Here is a 17522-nt window from a genome sequence, read left to right as displayed (position 1 = left end):
CCTATCGGCGGCGCGCGAGCAGGCCGGCTAGCAGGACTGCCAGCGCCGCGAGCGCGGCGGTGAAGCCGGGACCGCTTCCGTCGGTAGTTTCGACCGGCGACCCGGGGGGTTCGTCGGTCACAGTCGTCGCGGTTCCGGTCGGTCCCTCGCCGTTGCTCGCTGTCCGAGTCGCATCCGCTGTCGTTCTCTCGGCTGTCACGCCACTCGTCTGAGTCGTCCGTACAGCGGTGTTGGTCGCGGATTCGCCGTTCGCCGGTCCCGGCCCGTCCGGCACGGTAGTCGCCTCGCCGGACGGCGTCGTGGTCGCCCTGTCGCTCTGTGAGCCGCCGGTCGCCCCGCTGCCCGTACCGCCACCCGTGCCGCCGTCGCCACCGCCGCCGCTCGGCGGGGCGCTTCCGCCCGACGGTTCGCCATCGCTCGACTCGGTCGCCGTCGCCCCGCTCTCAGTCGAGCCATCGCCGCCGGTCGCCCCGTCGCGACCGCCGCCTGTCGCGCTCTCGTCCGTCAGAGCGTACACCTCTCCGGCGTCGGTCCCGACGATAACCGTGCCGTCGACGAGGGCTGGCGGCGAGACGGCGGATCCGCTGAGTTCTCTCGTCCACAGGTGGGTTCCGTCCGTCGAGATACCGTGGACCGCACCGGCATCGGTGGCAGTCACGAGCGTGTCGCCGTGTAGCGACATCGAGACGCCGTCGACGCCGGTCGCCGAGACCTCCGCCGTCCACGTCGTCGCGCCATCGCTCGTGTCGTCGAGCGCGATCACGTCACCGGCGGCCGTCGCGGCGTAGATGGTGTCACCAGTGACGACCGGCGAATAGAGCACTGCATCACCGAGCGTGGTCGCCCACTGCTGAGTGCCGCTGGGCGCGTACGCGGCGACGGTGCCGTCGGCCGCGCCGACGGACACCGACCCGTCAGTGACGGCCGGTGAAGTGAGTCGTTCGTCGGCGATCGATTCGGTCCACAGGCCGCTGCTGTCGGTTCCGACCGCGTGGAGCGTCCCGTTGCGGTCGCCGACGTAGACGGTGCCGTCGGCGACGGCCGGGGCAGTGGTCGAGAGGGACGCCTCGGCGTCGTAGGTCCACTCCATGTCGCCGGTGTCGGCGTCGACGGCGTACAGCGTTCCGTCGGTGCTGCCGACGTAGAGGGTGCCGTCGTGGACCGTCGGCGGCCCGAAGGCGGTTCCCGAGAACGACGCCGACCACTGCTCGTTCCCGTCAGCGGTGCCGAGGGCCGTCACGCCGTCGGCCGTCGTCACGTAGATGGTCCCGTCGGCGGCGGCCAGCGAGTCGTATCGCTGGTTGTCGATGTCTCTGGTCCACTGTCGAGTTCCGTCCGCAAGCGCGTGCGCGTTGACGAACTCGCCCGTCGCCACGAAGGCCTGTCCGTCGGCGACGACGGGACTGGCAGCAACGTCGCCGCCGGGTGCGCGGTTCCAGTCGTCCGTCGGCGACTCCAATGACGGCAGCGACGTAGCGGCACCGGTGTTGCGTTCGCTGCCCGCGTAGCTCTCCCACCCGTCGACGCCGGGAGCACCCGCCACCGGGGCCGCGAGGACGACCGCGACCATCGCTAGCACGAAGAGGCCGAACGCTCGTCTGTCCATCATCAGTTACAACTCTTTCACTAACCGACGCAGCGTTCGGTAGTCTATCTTGTGGTCGCTCAGAGCGACGGTCGACTCGCGAGAAACCCGTCCTCGTCGACGCTCAGAAACCGCGGCGGCCCTGTTCACCACGCCGGCACCCCCCGCCGTACCGGTGAGTGCCAGCACCCCGATGCCGGCGATTCCCACCAAGAACTCACGCCGGCGCATCGCGTCTCTCCCACCCTGTACTCCCCTGCCGTGCGTGCCAGTCAGTCACTGTCCATGCCAGTGCACGCACCGGTCGTACGATATTGCCGCTATTAAATCTTTAGGAATTATTACTTACAAGGTTTTCAGTGAGAATCGGCCGCGGGAAGTGATGTGCTTTTCAAAGCGGCCCGTCGAGAGAGACGTATGACTACACGCGGGGACACGCTCCGACTCGCCACGCGCGGCTCCGATCTGGCGTTGCGGCAGGCGGCCACGGTCAGGGACGCACTGGCCAGCCGACGACTCACCGTCGAACTGACCGAGGTCGAGACCACCGGCGACCAGATACGCGACGAACTCATCCACCGCCTCGGCAAGACCGGCGCGTTCGTCCGCAGTTTAGACGAGAAGGTCATCGCGGGGGAACTCGACGCCGCCGTCCACTCGATGAAGGACATGCCGACCGAGCGACCCGACGAACTGGTCGTCGCCGGCGTCCCCGAACGCGCTGCGGCGGGCGACGCCCTCGTGACGCCCGATGGACTCGAACTGGACGACTTGCCGGAGGGTGCAACGGTCGGCACGTCGAGTCTCCGCCGCCGCGCGCAGTTGCTCGCCGAACGACCCGACCTCACCGTCGAACCGCTGCGGGGCAACGTGGATACGCGCATCGAGAAACTGCTCGCACCGACGCTCCAGCGCGAACACCAGGAGCGCCACGAGGCCGAGCAAGAGCGGAAGGAACACGCGGGAGGCGAGGCGCAACGTGCCTCGGAAAATTCGGGCGGGCAAGGCCCGCCCGCAGCGGAGGACGACGACTACGAGTTCCCCTACGAGCAGGACGTCGAGGGCTGGTTCAACGGGTTGGCGGAACTCGAGCGTCGGGCGATGGAGCGCGACCCGGACGTCGAGTACGACGCTATCGTCCTCGCGCAGGCGGGACTCGACCGCGCCGGCCTCTCCCATCACGTCGGGACGACGGAACTGGACACCAGCGCGTTCGTTCCCGCCCCCGGACAGGGGGCGCTCGCGGTGACGGCCGTCGACGGTGACCTCGCCGTAGACATCAAAGACCGCATCGACCACCGACGGACCCGGGTCGAGACGACCGTCGAGCGGACCATCCTCGCGGAACTCGGCGGCGGCTGTGTAGCTCCCATCGGCGTCTACGCCACCCTCGAAGGCGGCGTCGTCCACACCAACGTCCGCGTCCTCTCGCGGGACGGCGACGAGGAAGTGCGGGTCGGTCGCGACCTCCCCGCCGAACGCCACATCTCCGCCGCCGTCGACCTCGCCGCGGAACTGGCCGAGCGAGGGGCCGACGATCTCATCGCCGAGGCCAAGCGCGACGCGGGCGCGGCCGACGACGACGCGGCGACCGCCCGGGAGGAAGAAGACGAATGAGCGGTCAAACTGCAGTCGGCAAAGTCTACCTCGTCGGCTCCGGTCCCGGCGACCCGGAGTTGCTGACGGTGAAGGCCCGCCGCCTCCTCGACGAGGCGGACGTGGTGTTACACGACAAACTGCCCGGGCCAGAGATTCTCGACCTGATTCCCGAGGACCGACGCGAGGACGTGGGCAAGCGCGCTGGTGGTGAGTGGACGCCACAGGAGTACACGAACGCCCGGCTGGTCGAGCTTGCCCAGGAGGGAAATACGGTCGTCAGGCTCAAGGGCGGCGACCCGACGGTGTTCGGTCGCGGCGGCGAGGAGATGGTCACGCTCGCCGAGAACGAGATTCCGTTCGAAGTCGTGCCGGGCATCACCAGCGCTATCGCCGGCCCGGAGGTCGCGGGGATTCCGGTCACGCACCGCGACCACGTCTCTTCCGTCTCGTTCGTGACAGGCCACGAGGACCCTACCAAAGACGAGTCGGCTGTCGACTGGGGGGCGCTCGCGGCCACCGGCGGCACCATCGTCGTCCTCATGGGTGTCGGCAAACTGCCCGACTACACCGCAGCGCTCCACGAGGCGGGGATGGACCCTGAAACGCCGGTCGCGCTGGTCGAACGGGCGACGTGGCCCGACCAGCGAGTCGCTACGGGCACGCTCGAAACTATCGTCGATGTGCGCGACGCGAAAGATATCGAACCGCCCGCTATCACCGTCATCGGGACCGTCGCGGGCCAGCGAGCGCGCGTCGTCGAGTTTCTGGAGGGGGACTGATGCGCGAGGAACCGCGCCTCCGCGTCGCGGCGTTCCGACCGGACGACGAGCGATTGGCGGCGGCCGTTTCCCTGCTCGAATCGCTGGGCGCGGACCCAGTCCCCGACCCGATGCTCGCCGTCGAACCGACCGAGAGCGTTCCGCGAAGCGACGCCGACTACGTCGTCCTGACGAGCAAGACGGGCGTCGAACTCGCCGCCGACGCCGGCTGGTCGCCCGGTGAGGCGACGGTCTGTGCCATCGGCGACGCGACGGCCGCGGCGCTCCGTGAAGCCGGGTATTCCGTTGACGTGGTCCCAGAGGAATTCTCCTCGTCGGGACTAGTCAGCGCGCTCGAATCGGAGGTGGCCGGCACTCGCATCGAGGTGGCCCGCTCGAACCACGGCTCTGCGGTTCTGACCGACGGCCTGGAAGCCGCGGGCGCGTACGTCCACGAGACGGTGCTCTATCGACTTGTCCGCCCGCCCGAGTCTGGCGAGTCGGCCGAGCTCGCCGCCGCGGGCGAACTGGACGCCGCGCTGTTCACCTCCTCGTTGACCGTCCGGCACTTCCTCGCGGCCGCCGAGGAGCGCGGCATCCGCGAGGACGCCGTCGCCGGGCTGCGGGATGCGACGGTCGGCACCATCGGGAATCCCACGAAGGAAACAGCCGAGAACGCGGGGATTCCGGTCGATATCGTCCCCGACCGCGCGGACTTCGAGACGCTGGCCTGCGAGACTGTCGAAGCGGCGGCACCGACGCATCGCGAATGAGTCGGTTCTATCGGCAGGCGACAGCGGGCCGCGACGGCGGCGCTCAGTCCGCGGTTTCGCGCACCTGCTCGTCCGCGTCCATCTCCTTTCGCAGCGTCTCCAGTTCGTACTCGACGGCCTTCTCGTTCGAGAGGCGGTCAAGTTCCCGGTCGATGTCGTCGCTGTCGTCTAAGACGGACTCCAACTGACCGCTCTCTTCGAGTTCTTCGAGAGCGGCGGCACGGGCCTCCATCCGCTCGGTCCGTTCGGTCGCGCGTTCGATGGAGCGACTGACGTCGGCCATCGTATCGCCGACGCCGGTAAAGGCCTCGGAGACGCGGGCCGACGCTTCCGCGGCCTCGTAGCGGGCCTTCACCGTCTCCTTTCTCGTGCGGAACTGCTCGATCTGACTCGACAGTTCCGCGCGCTTGCCGACCAGTCGGTCCTGGGTCTCCTGGAGCGAATCTATCTGCTCGGTGAGGTCGGTTATCTGGCCGACGTGGGCCTGCTTCTTCTCTAAGGCCCGCCGCGCGAGGTCGTCGCGGTCCTGACGCATCGCCTCGCGGGCCTGCCCGTCGTACTTCTCGACGTTCTCACGGAGTCGCCGCCGGTGTATCTCCAGTCGCTTCTTCTGGGTCGTCACATCGGCGATGCCGCGAGTGACTCGCTGGAGTTCGTCGCGCAACTCCTCGTAGGAGTAGTCTAACTCCGCCGAGGGGTCCGACGCCCGATTCAACAGGGCGTTGAGCTTCGCGCGGATAGTGTAGGAGATGCGACCGAGTAGACTCATCGGCGCACCTCGCCGTGCTCGTCGGACGCCGCTCGCGGGTTTCGTGACATACCGCTTTCTACGGCTGACAGCGCCATAACAATATCGTCGGGAGCGCTGTAGCGACGACCGGGAGTTTATATCCGAATCCGCACGTACCCTGCCACGATGGCCGGTCCCGTTCCCGAACTCGACGAACGCGCCGCTGCGGGCGCACGACGCCTGCGGTCGGCCGACCGCGTCCTGCACGCTTCCCACATCGACGCCGACGGTCTGACCAGTGCCGCGATCGCCACGACGGCACTCGAACGCGCCGGAGTGTCCGTCGAGACGGTGTTCAAGAAGCAACTCGACGCCGATGAGATAGCGAGCATCGCCGCCCGCGAGCACGAGACAGTGCTGTTCACCGACTTCGGCTCGGGCCAACTCGACGCCATCTCCGAACACGTCGCCGCGGGCGACTTCGAGATGGTCGTCGCCGACCACCACCAACCGGCCGACCCCGCAGACTGTCACTCGGACGCCGTCGTCGACACGGACGGCTACGCCGACTTTGAGTGTCACGTCAACCCCCTGCTGGTTGGCCTCAACGGGGCCTCGGAACTCTCTGGCGCGGGCGCGGCGTACGCGCTGGCCCGCGCGCTCGAACCCGAGGACGGTGACAACCGCGACCTCGCGGCGCTGGCCGTCGTCGGGGCCGTCGGCGACATGCAGGCCACCAGCGGCGAACTACTCGGAGCCAACACGGGCATCGTCGAGGAGGGCGTCGCCGCCGACGTGCTCTCGGAGGGCACGGACCTCTCGCTGTACGGCAAGCAAACCCGCCCGCTTCCGAAACTCCTCGAATACGCCACCGAGGTGCCGATTCCGGGCATCTCGAACGACCAAGCGGGTGCGACTCGCTTCCTCGAAGACCTTGGGCTGGAGCTGAAGGCGAAGGGCGAGTGGCGGACGTGGGCCGACTTAGACGCCGACGAGCGCCAGACAGTCGCCAGCGCACTGGTCCAGCGCGCGGTCAAGCGCGGGGTGCCAGCCTCGAAGATAGAGTCCCTCGTGGGCACCACCTACACGCTCACCGCCGAGCCGACCGGTACGGAACTGCGCGACGCCAGCGAGTTCTCGACGCTACTCAACGCCACCGCACGGTACGAACGCGCGGACGTGGGGCTGGCGGTGTGTCTCGGTGAACGCGCCGCGCCGCTCGACGAGGCCCGTTCCCTGCTTTCAAACCACCGCCGGAACCTCTCAGAGGGGCTAGACCTCGTCAAAGAGCGCGGCGTCACCCAGTCGGAGTACGTCCAGTACTTCGACGCCGGCGACGTGATTCGGGAGACCATCGTCGGCATCGTCGCCGGGATGGCACTCGGCACGAACGGGGTGGATTCGGACAAACCCATCATCGCCTTCGCCGACGCCGACGGCGAGCGGAAGGTGTCCTCGCGCGCAACCGGCCCGCTCGTCGGTCGCGGCGTCGACCTCTCGGTGGTGATGCGCGAGGCTTCTCAGTCGGTCGGTGGCGACGGCGGGGGCCACGACATCGCCGCCGGCGCGACGATACCCGCCGGCAAAGAAGACGCGTTCATCGACGCCGCCGACGATATCGTCGCCGAACAGTTGGACTAGTTCCCGGCAGCAAGAGCTATACGCCCCCATATCTCATTACGGGGACGAATGGACTCCCGGCTGTCGTTCGACCTCGTGTTGGTCGTCCTCGCAGCGCTGCTCTCGTACACAGAGACGTTCGGCTTTGCGGACCCGCGAGCGACCATCATGGATATCTTCGATATTTTGGTGGGATTGGATATCCGCGTCTACCTCGTTCTGGGCGGGCTGGTAGGCATGTCGTTCGTCGCGTACCTCGTCGTCTACCTCCCCCAGAAGGAGGCTCGCTCGGCGGGCCCCTGAGAATGCGACGACCGACTCCGCGTCACCTTTATTCCCCGGCGTCCATCTCCCGCCAATGACGGAGTTCGATCCCGAGAAATTCGAGGACAAGTACGCGAACTACTTCCCGGAACTGCAGAAGGCATACAAACAGGCCTTCGAGGTGATGAACGACCGCTACGACTCCGAACTCGTCCACGCCATCGACCAGCAGATTCTCAACGAGTCCGAGCCGTTCTACGACGAGGCAGAAGGCTTCTACGTCGAACTGCCCGAGAACCCGCTCGACCGCCTGACCGCCGTCATCGCCGACGACGAGAAAGCCGAGACGATACTCGACGAGTTCGTCGCCGAGATCGAATCCCAACTCCGCCGCATTTTCGACGTCTAGTTCTTTGGGTTATCGTTACTGGTGCACCTGTTCGAACGACGACTGCTTAGAGTCAGAAAGCCCCACCTGATAGCTGGTTGAGCAACCGACACGGGTGGGACTGAAAGGGGCCGGACGCGTGGCGGCGTCGCCGCCACGTTAGACGAGGTCGGTGAAACCGACCTCGCGCTCGTGGAGTGAGATGACGTAAGCACCGCAGGCCCTTGGCCGAGGAGCGCAGCGAGTCGTAGCCCACGAGCGTTCGGGGCTTTCTGGCTGTTCGAAGTCTTCTTTGTCTCGACGGTCTCACAGAAGTCCCCTGTCTTTCCTCGGCGACATGGGAAGGTTCGTTACTGTCGAACTGTAAGCCGCCGACATGGACCAACGCAAGCCCCCGCAGACGGAGGAGGGCTGGTACGTGCTGCACGACTGTCGGCGAATCGACTGGGATGCCTGGCGCGACGCGCCACAGCGAGTCCGTGACCGAGCGCTCTCCGAAGGCGTCGAGTTCCTCTCGGCCTACGAGGATGTCGAAGACGTTGCCGAGCGACGCGCGGCAGGCAGTCAGACGAAGTCTGACGACGCCGAGGAGGGTCAGACGGCTGTTTACACCGTACTCGGACACAAGGCCGACGTGATGATTCTGCACCTGCGGCCGACGATGGGCGATCTGGACGCGGCCGAGCGCCACTTCGAGCAGACGGAGTTCGCGCAGTTCACCGAGCGGGCGTTCTCGTACGTCTCGGTGACAGAGGCGTCGGGCTACACGGAGAAGGCCCGCGAGTACTTCGACGGCGAGGTCGACGACGACTCGGGACTGGCCCAGTACATCCAGTCGCGCCTGCACCCCGATATTCCAGATGAGGAGTTCGTCTGCTTCTACCCGATGGACAAGCGCCGCGACCCGGAACAGAACTGGTACGACACGGCCTTCGAGGAGCGAGCGGCCCACATCAAGCGCCACGGCGACATCGGCCGAGGGTACGGCGGCGAGGTTAATCAGATGATTTCGGGCTCTATTGGCTTCGACGACTGGGAGTGGGGCATTACGCTCTGGAGCGAGGACACGACCAGCGTCAAGGAGCTGCTGACCGAGATGCGGTTCGACCCCTCGACGTCGCGATACGCGGAGTTCGGGCCGTTCTACGTCGGCCGGCGCTTCGACCCGGTGGACCTGCCCGCGGTGCTCGCGGGGCAGCGAGTGCCCACCGACGACCACCTCGCTGTCGAACAGGCCGCCCACGCAGACGGCAAGGCGACCCACGCTCATGCCGAGCGAGAAGCGGGCCACGCTCACGCGGGCGATTCCGAGGGTCACGGAAGCGCCCATCCCGGCAGCGCCGGCGAGGGTGACCATCCCCACAGCGGTGCGGCAGCGGACGCCGACCACCCCACGAGCGACCGCGGCCACGACGGGGACGACGGCGAGGACGATTCCAGTCACAGCGGCGGCCGCCCCGACGTCTCGGGTGACTTCGAGGAAGTCGAGGACGCCGCCCAGCGGGTCGGCCGCCTCGGTATCCACGAGGGCGAGGAGTACGACGCTGGCGACTACGCGCTGATCTTCCGCTCTTCTGCTGACGCCGAGTCCCTCGTCGACGACGTCGAGGACCTCGCCGAGAGCTTCGACCACTACGACCGACACGTTCTGACCACCGTCCGCGCCCAGAGCGGACAGGCCCACGTCGTCAGTATCTGGACGGCGAAGGAGGCTGCCGAGACGGCCGCCGGGTTCCTCACCGACTTGGACGGTATCGAATCGCAAGTCGGTGGACCGCTCGGCGAGAGCGACGCGGACGACGAAAGCCGGAGCGAGAGCGAAACCGACGAGGACCACGCCGAAGCGGCGGCCTCCTCTCAGTCCATCCGCGAGCAACTCGAATCCGAAGGGGTCTACGCTGGCCAACCCCACGGCGAAGATGTCTACGCGCTTGTCGTCTACTCCGAAGCCGAGACGGACAAACTGGCCGACGAAGTCTCGAATCTCCGGAGCGCGTTCGAACGCTACGATACGCACGTCCGCACCAGCATCTACGCCGACCCCGAGGCGGATACCGCGGCCGTCGCCTCGCTGTGGGACACCGAGGACGCCGCAGAGACTGCGAGCGAGTATCTCACCGACCTGCCGGGCGTCGTCCGTAAGCAGGGCGAGTCCGACGGGTTCGGGACGATGGGGATGTTCTACACCGTCAAGCCGGAACACCGGGCCGACTTCGTCGAGAAGTTCGCCACTGTCGGCGACCTTCTAGAAGACATGGACGGTCACCGCGAGACGGCGCTGCTGATCAACCGCGAGGACGAGAACGACATGTTCATCGCCAGCCAGTGGGACAGCAAAGAGGACGCGATGGACTTCTTCCGCTCCGACGCCTTCTCCGACACCGTGAGCTGGGGCCGAGACGTGCTGGCCGACCGGCCACGGCACGTCTTCCTGGCGTAGGCCCGCGAGTGAGCGGAGCGAACGAGCGTTTTTTCGCCCACGTTTTTCGAGGAGCCTTCCAGGAGTGAGCGAAGCGAGTGAGGAAAGGCGACGATGAAAAAGGGTGGTGGCGGCCGAGACGTGCTAGCCGACCGGCCACGGCACGTCTTCCTGGCGGAACTCGCTCGTCCGTTTTCCTCGCGTAACTCCGTTCAGTACTGCTGATAGCTCGCGCTGCCGATACGAATCTCTAGACAGGCCCACTCTATCTCGTCGCCACCGTCGGTCGCTTCTCCATCTTCGTCTGTCTCAGACGACTCGTCTCCGCTGCGATAAATCTCGTCCATTCGCGTCTGGACGTGTTCAATACGCTCGTCGTCTTCGACTTCTCTGGCGGTTCCGAGCAACTGGACGCTCCAGTCGACGTCGGGGCCGTCCGCTCGCTCGATAGAGACGGCGACTCTCGGGTTCGCGCGGACGTTCTCCAATTTCTTCCCGCCCGTGAGGACGTACAGCGTCGCGCTCTCCGCTGTCTCGTCACTCGGCTCGAAGACGTACCAGACGGGGGCGACGTGGGGCCGGTCGTCCACGCTGGTCGCGACGTGGGCAGAAAGCGACGCGTCGGCAATGCGGTCGACGACCTCGGACGAGATAGCCATGTTACGAGTACGGTCGGTAGGGGAGTAACGTTTGCGCGACCACTCGGCTCACCGCTTGGCGACGAATCGGAGACGACGGTAGTCCGCCGTCCACGTCTCCGTCTCCGGGTCGAAGAGGTCCTCACGGAGACGGTCCTCGATGTCGTCGAGAGCGTCGTCACGTTCAGTTTCGGACAGTCCGGCGAAGAAGTCGTCGCCGAACATCTCGAGCCAGTTCCGCAGACCGTCAGCACCCCCTTCCAACTCGGTCGGCCGGTCGAACAACCGGGCGAACGTCACTTCGAACCCGTGGTCTTCCAGTCGCGGAGCGTACTCCCCGATACTCGGGAAGTACCACGGGTGAGAGACGTCCTCCCCCCGTTCGTCTAGCTCCGCTTCGAGTGCGTCGACGATGCGTTGGACGTTTCCATCGCCTCCTAACTCCGCGACGAACCGGCCGCCCTCGCTCAGCGTGTCGGCGGCCATCGACAGGATGTCGTCGTGATCCGTGCCGGGCGTCCAGTGGAGCGCGGCGTTCGAGAAGACGGCGTCGAACTCGCTGTTGGGGTCGTACTCGCGAGCGTCGGCCTGTTCGAAGACGAGGTCGGGGTAGGTCTCACGCGCCTTTGCAATCATCGCCGACGTGGCATCGATACCGACCACGTCGGCCCCGCTATCGGCGATGGCGGCCGTCAGATGCCCCGTTCCACACCCCACGTCGAGAATCCGCTCGCCGGGTTGCGGGTCGAGAAGTCGCAGGACGTCTCTACCGTACTCGGTGACGAAGCCGTGACCGTCGTCGTAGTCGTCGGGATTCCAGTCGTTGTCGCTCACAGGCGAACGTCGACCCGTCGGTGGAAAAACAGTGTGCCTGCGGAAGCCGGTGCGTTACTCCGGCGTCTCGGCGTCGTCGGCTTCCGTCTTCGTCTTCTCGATGTCCAATTCGTCGAAGTAGATGTCCAGCCCATCCTGTGCGACTTTCTCGGCCAACACAGCACATTTCACTCGCATCGGAGAGATATCGACACCGAGCATATCGATGATGTCGTCGCGGTCCATCTCCCGCAACTCTTCGACTGCCATCCCCTGTAGCTTCTCGGTCAGCATCGACGCCGACGCCTGCGAGATGGCACAGCCGTCGCCGCGGAAGGCGACGTGCTCGATGGTCTCCTCGTCTTCGCTCAGCACGACGTCCATCCGAATCTCGTCGCCACACATCGGGTTCTCGCCGATGTGGGTAAACGTGGGGTCCTCGATCTCGCCGGTGTTGCGAGGATTCTTGTAGTGGTCGAGAATCTGCTGTCGGTACATATCTGAGCCGCCGATACCCATTGTTAGCGTCTCATACGCCATTGGCGCGGAAAAGGCTTGCCGTCCGACCTTTTTCTTCGTCGGGTTCGAGTCGCGCCTTTAGCGCGCTCGAACCGCTCCTCGAAAAACGTCGATGAAAAAGGCCGAACTCGCGGCGTCGCCGCGAGTTCGGGGAACCGGCGGCGAAGCCGCCGGATGCTATTGCAGGCCTGCCCTTCCCCGAGTCGTTCACGGGCGGCTTCGCCGCCCGTTAGCTCGGGAGACCCTCGGTCTCCCGGTGCGCGATGAAACGCGCTCCCGGCCACCGCACCGCTCAGATTAGATGTCGTCGTAGGGCCCGCCCTTCGAGTCGGCGAGGCGCTCGAACTGATCGTCGGAGAGCGAGACGCTGGCCGCGTCGAGGTTCTCTTCGAGTTGGTCCACAGTGCGGGCACCGACCAGCGGCGAGGCGACGGCGTCGTGGTGCATGAGCCACGCGAGTGAGACCTGAGCGGGCGTGGCATCGACCTCGTCGGCAACGGTGCGGACTTCGTCGACCACGTCGAAGTTCTCCTCGGTGAGGTAGGCCTCTTTCCAGCCCTCGTCCTCGCTGGCCGCCGAGTCCTCGGCCTCGCGGTCCTCGCGGTCGTACTTCCCGGTGAGGACGCCCTGTCCAAGCGGACTCCACGGACAAACGCCGAGACCGTAGTCGCGGCACATGTCGAGGTAGTCCCCTTCGACCTCGCGGTTGACGAGGTTGTAGCGGGGTTGGGAGACGGTAAATGGTTCCAGTCCCTCTTTTTTCGCGATCTCGTTGGCCTTAGCGACTCGCCACGCGTTCGGCTCGAACGTCGACGCGCCAAGATAGTTGACCTTCCCGTCCTCGACGAGTCCATTGAGCGTGTGCATGAGTTCGCGGGCCGGCGTCTGCTCGTCCCAACGGTGGATGTAAAGTACGTCCAGATACTCCGTTCCCAACCGATCGAGCATCAGGTCGATGTTGCGCCGGATGTGCTTTCGCCCGAGGCCGCGACCGTTGGGGTCGTCCTCGCGGGTCGGCCAGTAAATCTTCGAGGCCAGCACGAACTCCTCGCGGTCCCGCTCGTCGAGCCAATCGCCGATCCAGTCTTCACTGTCACCGCCGCCGTAGACATCGGCAGTGTCGATGAAGCGCCCGCCCGCGGACTCGTACGCATCGAGCAGTTCGTGGGCACGCTCTTCGTCGATTTCGACCGTTCCCTCGTCCGTCTCGCGGCCGAAGCGCCACGTCCCGAATGCGAGTTCGCTGACCGACAGTCCCGTCTGACCGAGTCGGACGTAATCGAGGTCCACGTCTTCGAGTGTCATGTGTCTCGAAGGCATTCGAGCGGCGGCCGCTTCAATGGTCGGGCGGCGGTGGCGTTGGCCGGTGTCTTCCGCGGCGGTCAGTCCTCGGTCCAGTACATCAGCGCTTCCTTTTCGCTTCCGCAGTTGGGGCAGGTGTCGGGCAGCCCCTCGTCAATCTCACCCATCTCCCCACAGACCGTGCACCGCCACATGAGTTCGGCCTCCCCGAAATCGTGACCGGAACGGGCGTGCTCGATGCTCAGGCTCTCGACGCCTTCGCGGGTGGTGACGAAAAATCCGCCTTCTTCTATGCCGCGTATTGTCCCGAGAACTGCTCCGTCGGCGTTGTAGACAGTCTCTCCGAACGTGGCTGATTCCGCCTGTTGCTCCGGTTCGTCCGCGTTCTCTTCGTCGGGGGTTTCACCTCGTCCGCTCATACAGGTGTTTGGATTTCGACACGCTTCAAGGCTCGCCCCTCGTTTCGAACTACCCACAGGCAAACAACTGCCGCGCCGGGCGAGACTCGCTTTCGCTCGTCTCGCTGGCTCTGCGCTCACTTCGTTCGCGCAGAACGTCGTCGACGGCTTCGATCAACGTATCACCTTCCTCGTCAGTTGGGCGTCTCGCGGGTCGCTTGCTCCCCGCTCGACTATTCGAGGCGCGGAGCGCCTCGCTAGGCGAACAACTGCCTCGCGTCGTCGACGGCTTCGACTAGCTTGTCGACTTCCTCGCGCGTGTTGTAGACGTAGAAGGACGCGCGCGCCGAGGCGGCGACGCCCAGTTTGTCGTGGAGCGGTTGGGTGCAGTGGTCGCCGGCCCGGATCGCGACGGCAGAGTCGTTCAGGATCGAGGAAAGGTCGTGGGCGTGGACCGACCCGACGTTGAAGGAGACGAGGCCGCCGCGTTCCTCGCCCGCGGGCGGGCCGTAAATCTCCACGTCACCTTCGTCTTCCAGCCGCTCGATGGCGTAGTTGGCGAGTTGTTCCTCGTGGTGTTGGATTCGCTCCATGCCGATGTCGTCGAGATAGTCACAGGCCTCGGCGAGGGCGATGCCCTGACAGATGGCCGGGGTTCCGGCCTCGAACTTCCAGGGGAGGTCGTTCCACTTCGAGTCCTCGAATGTCACCTTCTTTATCATCGACCCGCCGTAGAGGTACGGCTCCATCTCCTCTAGAAGGTGTTTCTTGCCGTAGAGGACGCCAATACCGGTCGGCCCGGCCATCTTGTGCCCGGAGAAGGCGAAGAAGTCGGCGTCGATGGCCTCGACGTCGACTGGGCGGTTGGGGACCGACTGTGCGCCGTCGACGAAGATGTAGGCGTCGTGGTCGTGAGCGATGTCGGCCAGTTGCGAGACGGGATTGACGGTGCCGAGTGTGTTCGAGACGTGGACGACGCTGACCATGGCGGTGTCGTCGGAGATGAGTTCGCGCGCGTGGTCCATATCGAGCGTGCCGTCCTCCTGGACGCGGATGAACCGGCAGGTCGCGCCGGTCTTCTTCGCGATCTGTTGCCACGTCACCAGCGAGGCGTGGTGTTCCATCTCCGTCAGGACGATCTCGTCTTCGGGACCGAGTTCGTTCAGACCCCACGCGTAGGCGACGAGGTTCTCGCTCTCGGTGGTGTTCTTCGTGAAGACGATCTCCTCGCGCTCGCCCGAGGCTCCGATGAACTCGGCGACCCGGTCGTGGGCGTCCTCGTAGGCGATGCTGGCCTCCTGACTCAACTGGTGGAGCCCGCGGTGGACGTTGGCGTTCGTATGGCGGTAGTAGTGAGCGATGGTATCGACGACGCGGTCGGGCGTCTGCGTCGTCGCCGCGTTGTCGAGGTAGACGACCTGCTCCCCGTCGAACTCCCGCTGGAGGATAGGATACTCCTCCCGGATGCGGTCGACGTCGAGCGGCTCGATATCGGTTTGACTCATTGGGTAGACAGAGGGACTCGACGGCCAACTTTCCTTCGGTTCGCCTAAACCCGCCATAACGGGCCGTTTAGCACCCATCTAAAGTCCGGTTAGCGGACACAAAACAATGGTGGTACCCCGTATGATTCAGGGTATGCTGGGGGACCAGGAGACAGACGAGAATGGACCGGTTACCCACGTTAAGGCCGACCAACCGCAGCGAGAGGAGTGGTGTGACCGCCGAGACGGCGTCCACCACCGACCTGACGCGCGACGATCTGAACTGCCCGGGACCATTCCTGTGGGTGCGTACCGAAGCTATCGTCACAACGGCCGCTGGGAGTCCGAAGATGTCTCACTCTCACCCGAGGACGGACGCAATCTCCTCGTCACTGACGAGTGGCTGACCTATGAAGTCGACGCCCGCGAGGCGGGCTCGCACGAGATCACGCTTCGAGTCGCCGCAGCGGACGGATTCGGCGGCGGCGCAGTGGGCTTCGTCGTGGACGACGACCCCCGAGCGCGCATCGCGTTCGACGCGACGGGCGGCTGGGAGCAGTGGGGAACCGTGACGACGCAACTCGACTTGCCGCGCGGCGTCCACACGCTTCGCGTCGTCGTCCTCGAAGGCGGCTGGAAACTCGACTGCCTGCAGATAGCGTAGCGCCGGTAGAATCGAAGCGAGAGACTAGAGCCAGAGCAGTTGTGCGTGCCGGGTCCCGTCGACGTCGAGGACGTTCTCCTCGTCGATAAAGCCGTGTTCGACGGCCACTTCGACGCTGTCCTCGCCGACGATGTTGGCGACGCTACACCGAGTGAGGCTGTCGATGACCTCGTCTTCGGAGACGGTCTCTCCGCCGTAGAAGCCCTCGTTGACGGTGATGGAGACGGGGCCGTCCTCGAACGTCTCGCCCATGATGTCCGGGTCACAGACGGAGACGAGCAGGCCCTCATCGGTGTCGCGCTCGTTGAGTATCATTCCAGCAGTTGCTGTTCGGCGTCCTCGCGCATCTCCTCGACTTCCTCGGCCAGTTCCTCAGCTCGATCGTGCTCGCCCATCTCTTCGAGCGCGCGCGCCTTCTCTTCGAGGACGTCGGCGTTGCGAAAGCCCAGCCGAATGGCGTTGTCGAACGCTTCGACGGCGTCTTCGGCGAGGCCGCGCTCTAAGAGGAAGAACCCGCGGTTGTACCACGCCTGCTCGAACCGCGGGTCGATCTCGACGGCCCGTTCGGCGTGTTCGAGCGCCTGTTCGGAGCGGCCGGACTCCCAGAGCGCGTACGCGAGGTTCGTCTCGGCGGTGGCGGCGTGGTCGGACTCCTCGTCTCCGTCGAGCGCTTCCTGATACGCGCCGATGGCGGCGTCCCACTCTTCGAGTTCGGCGTGGGCGGCCCCCTTGTTCGTCCACGCCTCCTGTTCGAGGCGGTCGTCGTCCGTGTACTGGGCGACGCGCTGGAACGTCTCGGCGGCCTGTTCGTGGCGGTTGATGTGCATGTACTCCAGGCCGACATCGAGTAGTTGCTCGGCGTCGATGTCGTCGGCCGGCACTTGCCGCCGATCGAGCATGTCAGTGACGACGCGGGAGTCAACGGGATCTACCTTGTCCGGGTCGACTTCGAACTCCGGTGGTTCGAGGTCGAAACCGTCGTAGGGGTCGTCGAACCCCTGTCCCTCGGAGAACTCGTGGTCGTCTGGCTCACGGTCTGTCATGCTCTCGGTTTGGCGACGGGGCGGGTTAAGGGCTACGTCAGCGAGACGTGACGATTCAAGTCATAACCTGCCGAACTATCGACCGTGCGCGACCCGCTGGCTCTGGACGCCCTCCTTGTCGTCTTCGGCGGCAGCGTAGCGATACTGACTGGTGCGGTGATATACGCCGACGGCGGCTCGTTGGTCGTCCCCGTGGCCCTGACCGGTGTCGCGGTCACGCTTATCGTGGCGCTACTCGCCCGCCGGTTCGCCTCCCACATAGACGTTCCCGATTACTGGCGAACCGAACCGGCCGAGACGCCGCGGAAACGTGCTCTGCTCGCCCTCTTGATGATGGCGCTGATATTCGTACGGTTCTTCGTGTTACCCTTGTTACCACTCGACGGCGTCTTCGGTGCCGCGGTAACCGCGGTCGTCGTCGGACTCGCTCGTGCACTGACCCGAACAGTATCGGGTTCGACTGCGACCGTGTGACCCGCCTGTGACGCCTCGAACCGTCTGGACAACCCGCCGGAGCTTTCTTGC

The 17522-nt window shown here is 65.6% G+C and carries 20 protein-coding genes; 9 read left to right on the top strand and 11 right to left on the bottom strand.

Annotation, left to right across the window (positions count from 1 at the left end; translation table 11 throughout):
* Position 1: 1 nt before the first annotated feature.
* Positions 2-1609 carry an outer membrane protein assembly factor BamB family protein gene (locus E4S61_RS10670; RefSeq protein WP_135303920.1) on the bottom strand — a complete coding sequence of 536 codons (1608 nt, stop codon included), beginning with the start codon at positions 1607-1609 and terminating at the stop codon, positions 2-4.
* Positions 1610-1612: 3 nt separating this feature from the next.
* Positions 1613-1816 carry a hypothetical protein gene (locus E4S61_RS10665; RefSeq protein WP_135303919.1) on the bottom strand — a complete coding sequence of 68 codons (204 nt, stop codon included), beginning with the start codon at positions 1814-1816 and terminating at the stop codon, positions 1613-1615.
* Positions 1817-2002: 186 nt separating this feature from the next.
* Between E4S61_RS10665 and hemC the strand changes: the two genes are divergently transcribed.
* From hemC to E4S61_RS10650, 3 genes are read left to right on the top strand one after another with little or no spacing between them, the layout of a single operon-like run.
* Positions 2003-3202: a hydroxymethylbilane synthase gene (gene hemC / locus E4S61_RS10660; RefSeq protein WP_135303918.1), complete on the top strand. Its 1200-nt coding sequence runs from the start codon at positions 2003-2005 to the stop codon at positions 3200-3202.
* Positions 3199-3963 (top strand): uroporphyrinogen-III C-methyltransferase, encoded by a 765-nt coding sequence (cobA, locus tag E4S61_RS10655; protein WP_135303917.1) that lies wholly within the window; start codon positions 3199-3201, stop codon positions 3961-3963. Before hemC ends, cobA begins: the two co-directional genes overlap by 4 nt.
* Positions 3963-4715, top strand: a complete 753-nt coding sequence (locus tag E4S61_RS10650) for a uroporphyrinogen-III synthase (RefSeq protein WP_135303916.1) — start codon at positions 3963-3965, stop codon at positions 4713-4715. Before cobA ends, E4S61_RS10650 begins: the two co-directional genes overlap by 1 nt.
* Before the next feature lie 43 nt (positions 4716-4758).
* On the opposite strand, the gene E4S61_RS10645 is transcribed toward E4S61_RS10650, so the two are convergent.
* On the bottom strand, positions 4759-5484 hold the full coding sequence (locus tag E4S61_RS10645; protein ID WP_135303915.1) for a PspA/IM30 family protein: 726 nt from the start codon (positions 5482-5484) through the stop codon (positions 4759-4761).
* Positions 5485-5631: 147 nt separating this feature from the next.
* Between E4S61_RS10645 and E4S61_RS10640 the strand changes: the two genes are divergently transcribed.
* From E4S61_RS10640 to E4S61_RS10625, 4 genes are all read left to right on the top strand, one after another.
* Entirely contained in the window at positions 5632-7086 is a 1455-nt protein-coding gene (locus E4S61_RS10640) for a single-stranded-DNA-specific exonuclease RecJ (RefSeq protein ID WP_135303914.1), read from the top strand.
* Between the two features lie 48 nt (positions 7087-7134).
* Positions 7135-7368: a hypothetical protein gene (locus E4S61_RS10635; RefSeq protein ID WP_135303913.1), complete on the top strand. Its 234-nt coding sequence runs from the start codon at positions 7135-7137 to the stop codon at positions 7366-7368.
* A gap of 55 nt (positions 7369-7423) precedes the next feature.
* The gene (locus E4S61_RS10630) at positions 7424-7738 is read left to right on the top strand and encodes a DUF5783 family protein (protein WP_135303912.1); all 315 of its coding nucleotides are present in this window, start codon (positions 7424-7426) and stop codon (positions 7736-7738) included.
* 355 nt (positions 7739-8093) lie between these two features.
* On the top strand, positions 8094-10157 hold the full coding sequence (locus E4S61_RS10625) for a heme-binding protein (protein WP_135303911.1): 2064 nt from the start codon (positions 8094-8096) through the stop codon (positions 10155-10157).
* 191 nt (positions 10158-10348) lie between these two features.
* Here the strand turns inward: E4S61_RS10625 and E4S61_RS10620 are convergent, their stop codons facing one another.
* The 6 genes from E4S61_RS10620 to E4S61_RS10595 all read right to left on the bottom strand — a co-directional run bounded on the left by E4S61_RS10620 (position 10349) and on the right by E4S61_RS10595 (position 15311).
* Positions 10349-10795, bottom strand: a complete 447-nt coding sequence (locus tag E4S61_RS10620) for a pyridoxamine 5'-phosphate oxidase family protein (RefSeq protein WP_135303910.1) — start codon at positions 10793-10795, stop codon at positions 10349-10351.
* 48 nt (positions 10796-10843) lie between these two features.
* The gene (locus E4S61_RS10615; RefSeq protein ID WP_135303909.1) at positions 10844-11608 is read right to left on the bottom strand and encodes a methyltransferase domain-containing protein; all 765 of its coding nucleotides are present in this window, start codon (positions 11606-11608) and stop codon (positions 10844-10846) included.
* Positions 11609-11662: 54 nt separating this feature from the next.
* Positions 11663-12106, bottom strand: a complete 444-nt coding sequence (sufU, locus tag E4S61_RS10610) for a Fe-S cluster assembly sulfur transfer protein SufU (protein WP_135303908.1) — start codon at positions 12104-12106, stop codon at positions 11663-11665.
* A gap of 297 nt (positions 12107-12403) precedes the next feature.
* A complete protein-coding gene (locus E4S61_RS10605) occupies positions 12404-13411 on the bottom strand; it encodes an aldo/keto reductase (RefSeq protein ID WP_135303907.1) in 1008 nt (335 codons plus the stop codon).
* 77 nt (positions 13412-13488) lie between these two features.
* The gene (locus tag E4S61_RS10600; RefSeq protein ID WP_135303906.1) at positions 13489-13827 is read right to left on the bottom strand and encodes a DUF7130 family rubredoxin-like protein; all 339 of its coding nucleotides are present in this window, start codon (positions 13825-13827) and stop codon (positions 13489-13491) included.
* 236 nt (positions 13828-14063) lie between these two features.
* The gene (locus E4S61_RS10595) at positions 14064-15311 is read right to left on the bottom strand and encodes an aminotransferase class V-fold PLP-dependent enzyme (protein ID WP_135303905.1); all 1248 of its coding nucleotides are present in this window, start codon (positions 15309-15311) and stop codon (positions 14064-14066) included.
* A 121-nt stretch (positions 15312-15432) separates the two neighbouring features.
* Between E4S61_RS10595 and E4S61_RS10590 the strand changes: the two genes are divergently transcribed.
* Complete coding sequence (locus E4S61_RS10590; RefSeq protein ID WP_167768473.1) at positions 15433-15954, top strand: carbohydrate-binding protein; 522 nt, start codon at positions 15433-15435, stop codon at positions 15952-15954.
* Positions 15955-15978: 24 nt separating this feature from the next.
* Here E4S61_RS10590 and E4S61_RS10585 read toward each other — a convergent pair whose 3' ends face one another.
* Positions 15979-16269: a DUF424 domain-containing protein gene (locus tag E4S61_RS10585; protein WP_135303903.1), complete on the bottom strand. Its 291-nt coding sequence runs from the start codon at positions 16267-16269 to the stop codon at positions 15979-15981.
* A complete protein-coding gene (locus E4S61_RS10580; RefSeq protein ID WP_135303902.1) occupies positions 16266-16997 on the bottom strand; it encodes a tetratricopeptide repeat protein in 732 nt (243 codons plus the stop codon). Before E4S61_RS10580 ends, E4S61_RS10585 begins: the two co-directional genes overlap by 4 nt.
* A gap of 84 nt (positions 16998-17081) precedes the next feature.
* Between E4S61_RS10580 and E4S61_RS10575 the strand changes: the two genes are divergently transcribed.
* On the top strand, positions 17082-17471 hold the full coding sequence (locus E4S61_RS10575) for a hypothetical protein (RefSeq protein ID WP_135303901.1): 390 nt from the start codon (positions 17082-17084) through the stop codon (positions 17469-17471).
* Positions 17472-17522: the final 51 nt, after the last annotated feature.

The sequence above is a fragment of the Haloarcula amylovorans genome, assembly GCF_004681185.1.
GTDB lineage: Archaea > Halobacteriota > Halobacteria > Halobacteriales > Haloarculaceae > Haloarcula > Haloarcula amylovorans.
Note: the sequence above shows the minus strand (reverse complement) of the source record. Positions and strands in the feature narration are given on the sequence as shown.

What these genes read in the sequence shown, in the direction of transcription:
- E4S61_RS10630 (WP_135303912.1), top strand. Translation starts at nt 7,424, where the DNA reads ATGACGGAGTTCGATCCCGAGAAATTCGAGGACAAGTACGCGAACTAC.
- E4S61_RS10645 (WP_135303915.1), bottom strand. Translation starts at nt 5,484, where the DNA reads ATGAGTCTACTCGGTCGCATCTCCTACACTATCCGCGCGAAGCTCAAC.
- E4S61_RS10600 (WP_135303906.1), bottom strand. Translation starts at nt 13,827, where the DNA reads ATGAGCGGACGAGGTGAAACCCCCGACGAAGAGAACGCGGACGAACCG.
- hemC (WP_135303918.1), top strand. Translation starts at nt 2,003, where the DNA reads ATGACTACACGCGGGGACACGCTCCGACTCGCCACGCGCGGCTCCGAT.
- E4S61_RS10590 (WP_167768473.1), top strand. Translation starts at nt 15,433, where the DNA reads ATGATTCAGGGTATGCTGGGGGACCAGGAGACAGACGAGAATGGACCG.
- E4S61_RS10625 (WP_135303911.1), top strand. Translation starts at nt 8,094, where the DNA reads ATGGACCAACGCAAGCCCCCGCAGACGGAGGAGGGCTGGTACGTGCTG.
- E4S61_RS10640 (WP_135303914.1), top strand. Translation starts at nt 5,632, where the DNA reads ATGGCCGGTCCCGTTCCCGAACTCGACGAACGCGCCGCTGCGGGCGCA.
- E4S61_RS10580 (WP_135303902.1), bottom strand. Translation starts at nt 16,997, where the DNA reads ATGACAGACCGTGAGCCAGACGACCACGAGTTCTCCGAGGGACAGGGG.
- E4S61_RS10665 (WP_135303919.1), bottom strand. Translation starts at nt 1,816, where the DNA reads ATGCGCCGGCGTGAGTTCTTGGTGGGAATCGCCGGCATCGGGGTGCTG.
- E4S61_RS10595 (WP_135303905.1), bottom strand. Translation starts at nt 15,311, where the DNA reads ATGAGTCAAACCGATATCGAGCCGCTCGACGTCGACCGCATCCGGGAG.
- cobA (WP_135303917.1), top strand. Translation starts at nt 3,199, where the DNA reads ATGAGCGGTCAAACTGCAGTCGGCAAAGTCTACCTCGTCGGCTCCGGT.
- E4S61_RS10620 (WP_135303910.1), bottom strand. Translation starts at nt 10,795, where the DNA reads ATGGCTATCTCGTCCGAGGTCGTCGACCGCATTGCCGACGCGTCGCTT.
- E4S61_RS10635 (WP_135303913.1), top strand. Translation starts at nt 7,135, where the DNA reads ATGGACTCCCGGCTGTCGTTCGACCTCGTGTTGGTCGTCCTCGCAGCG.
- E4S61_RS10670 (WP_135303920.1), bottom strand. Translation starts at nt 1,609, where the DNA reads ATGATGGACAGACGAGCGTTCGGCCTCTTCGTGCTAGCGATGGTCGCG.
- E4S61_RS10650 (WP_135303916.1), top strand. Translation starts at nt 3,963, where the DNA reads ATGCGCGAGGAACCGCGCCTCCGCGTCGCGGCGTTCCGACCGGACGAC.
- E4S61_RS10605 (WP_135303907.1), bottom strand. Translation starts at nt 13,411, where the DNA reads ATGACACTCGAAGACGTGGACCTCGATTACGTCCGACTCGGTCAGACG.
- E4S61_RS10585 (WP_135303903.1), bottom strand. Translation starts at nt 16,269, where the DNA reads ATGATACTCAACGAGCGCGACACCGATGAGGGCCTGCTCGTCTCCGTC.
- sufU (WP_135303908.1), bottom strand. Translation starts at nt 12,106, where the DNA reads ATGGGTATCGGCGGCTCAGATATGTACCGACAGCAGATTCTCGACCAC.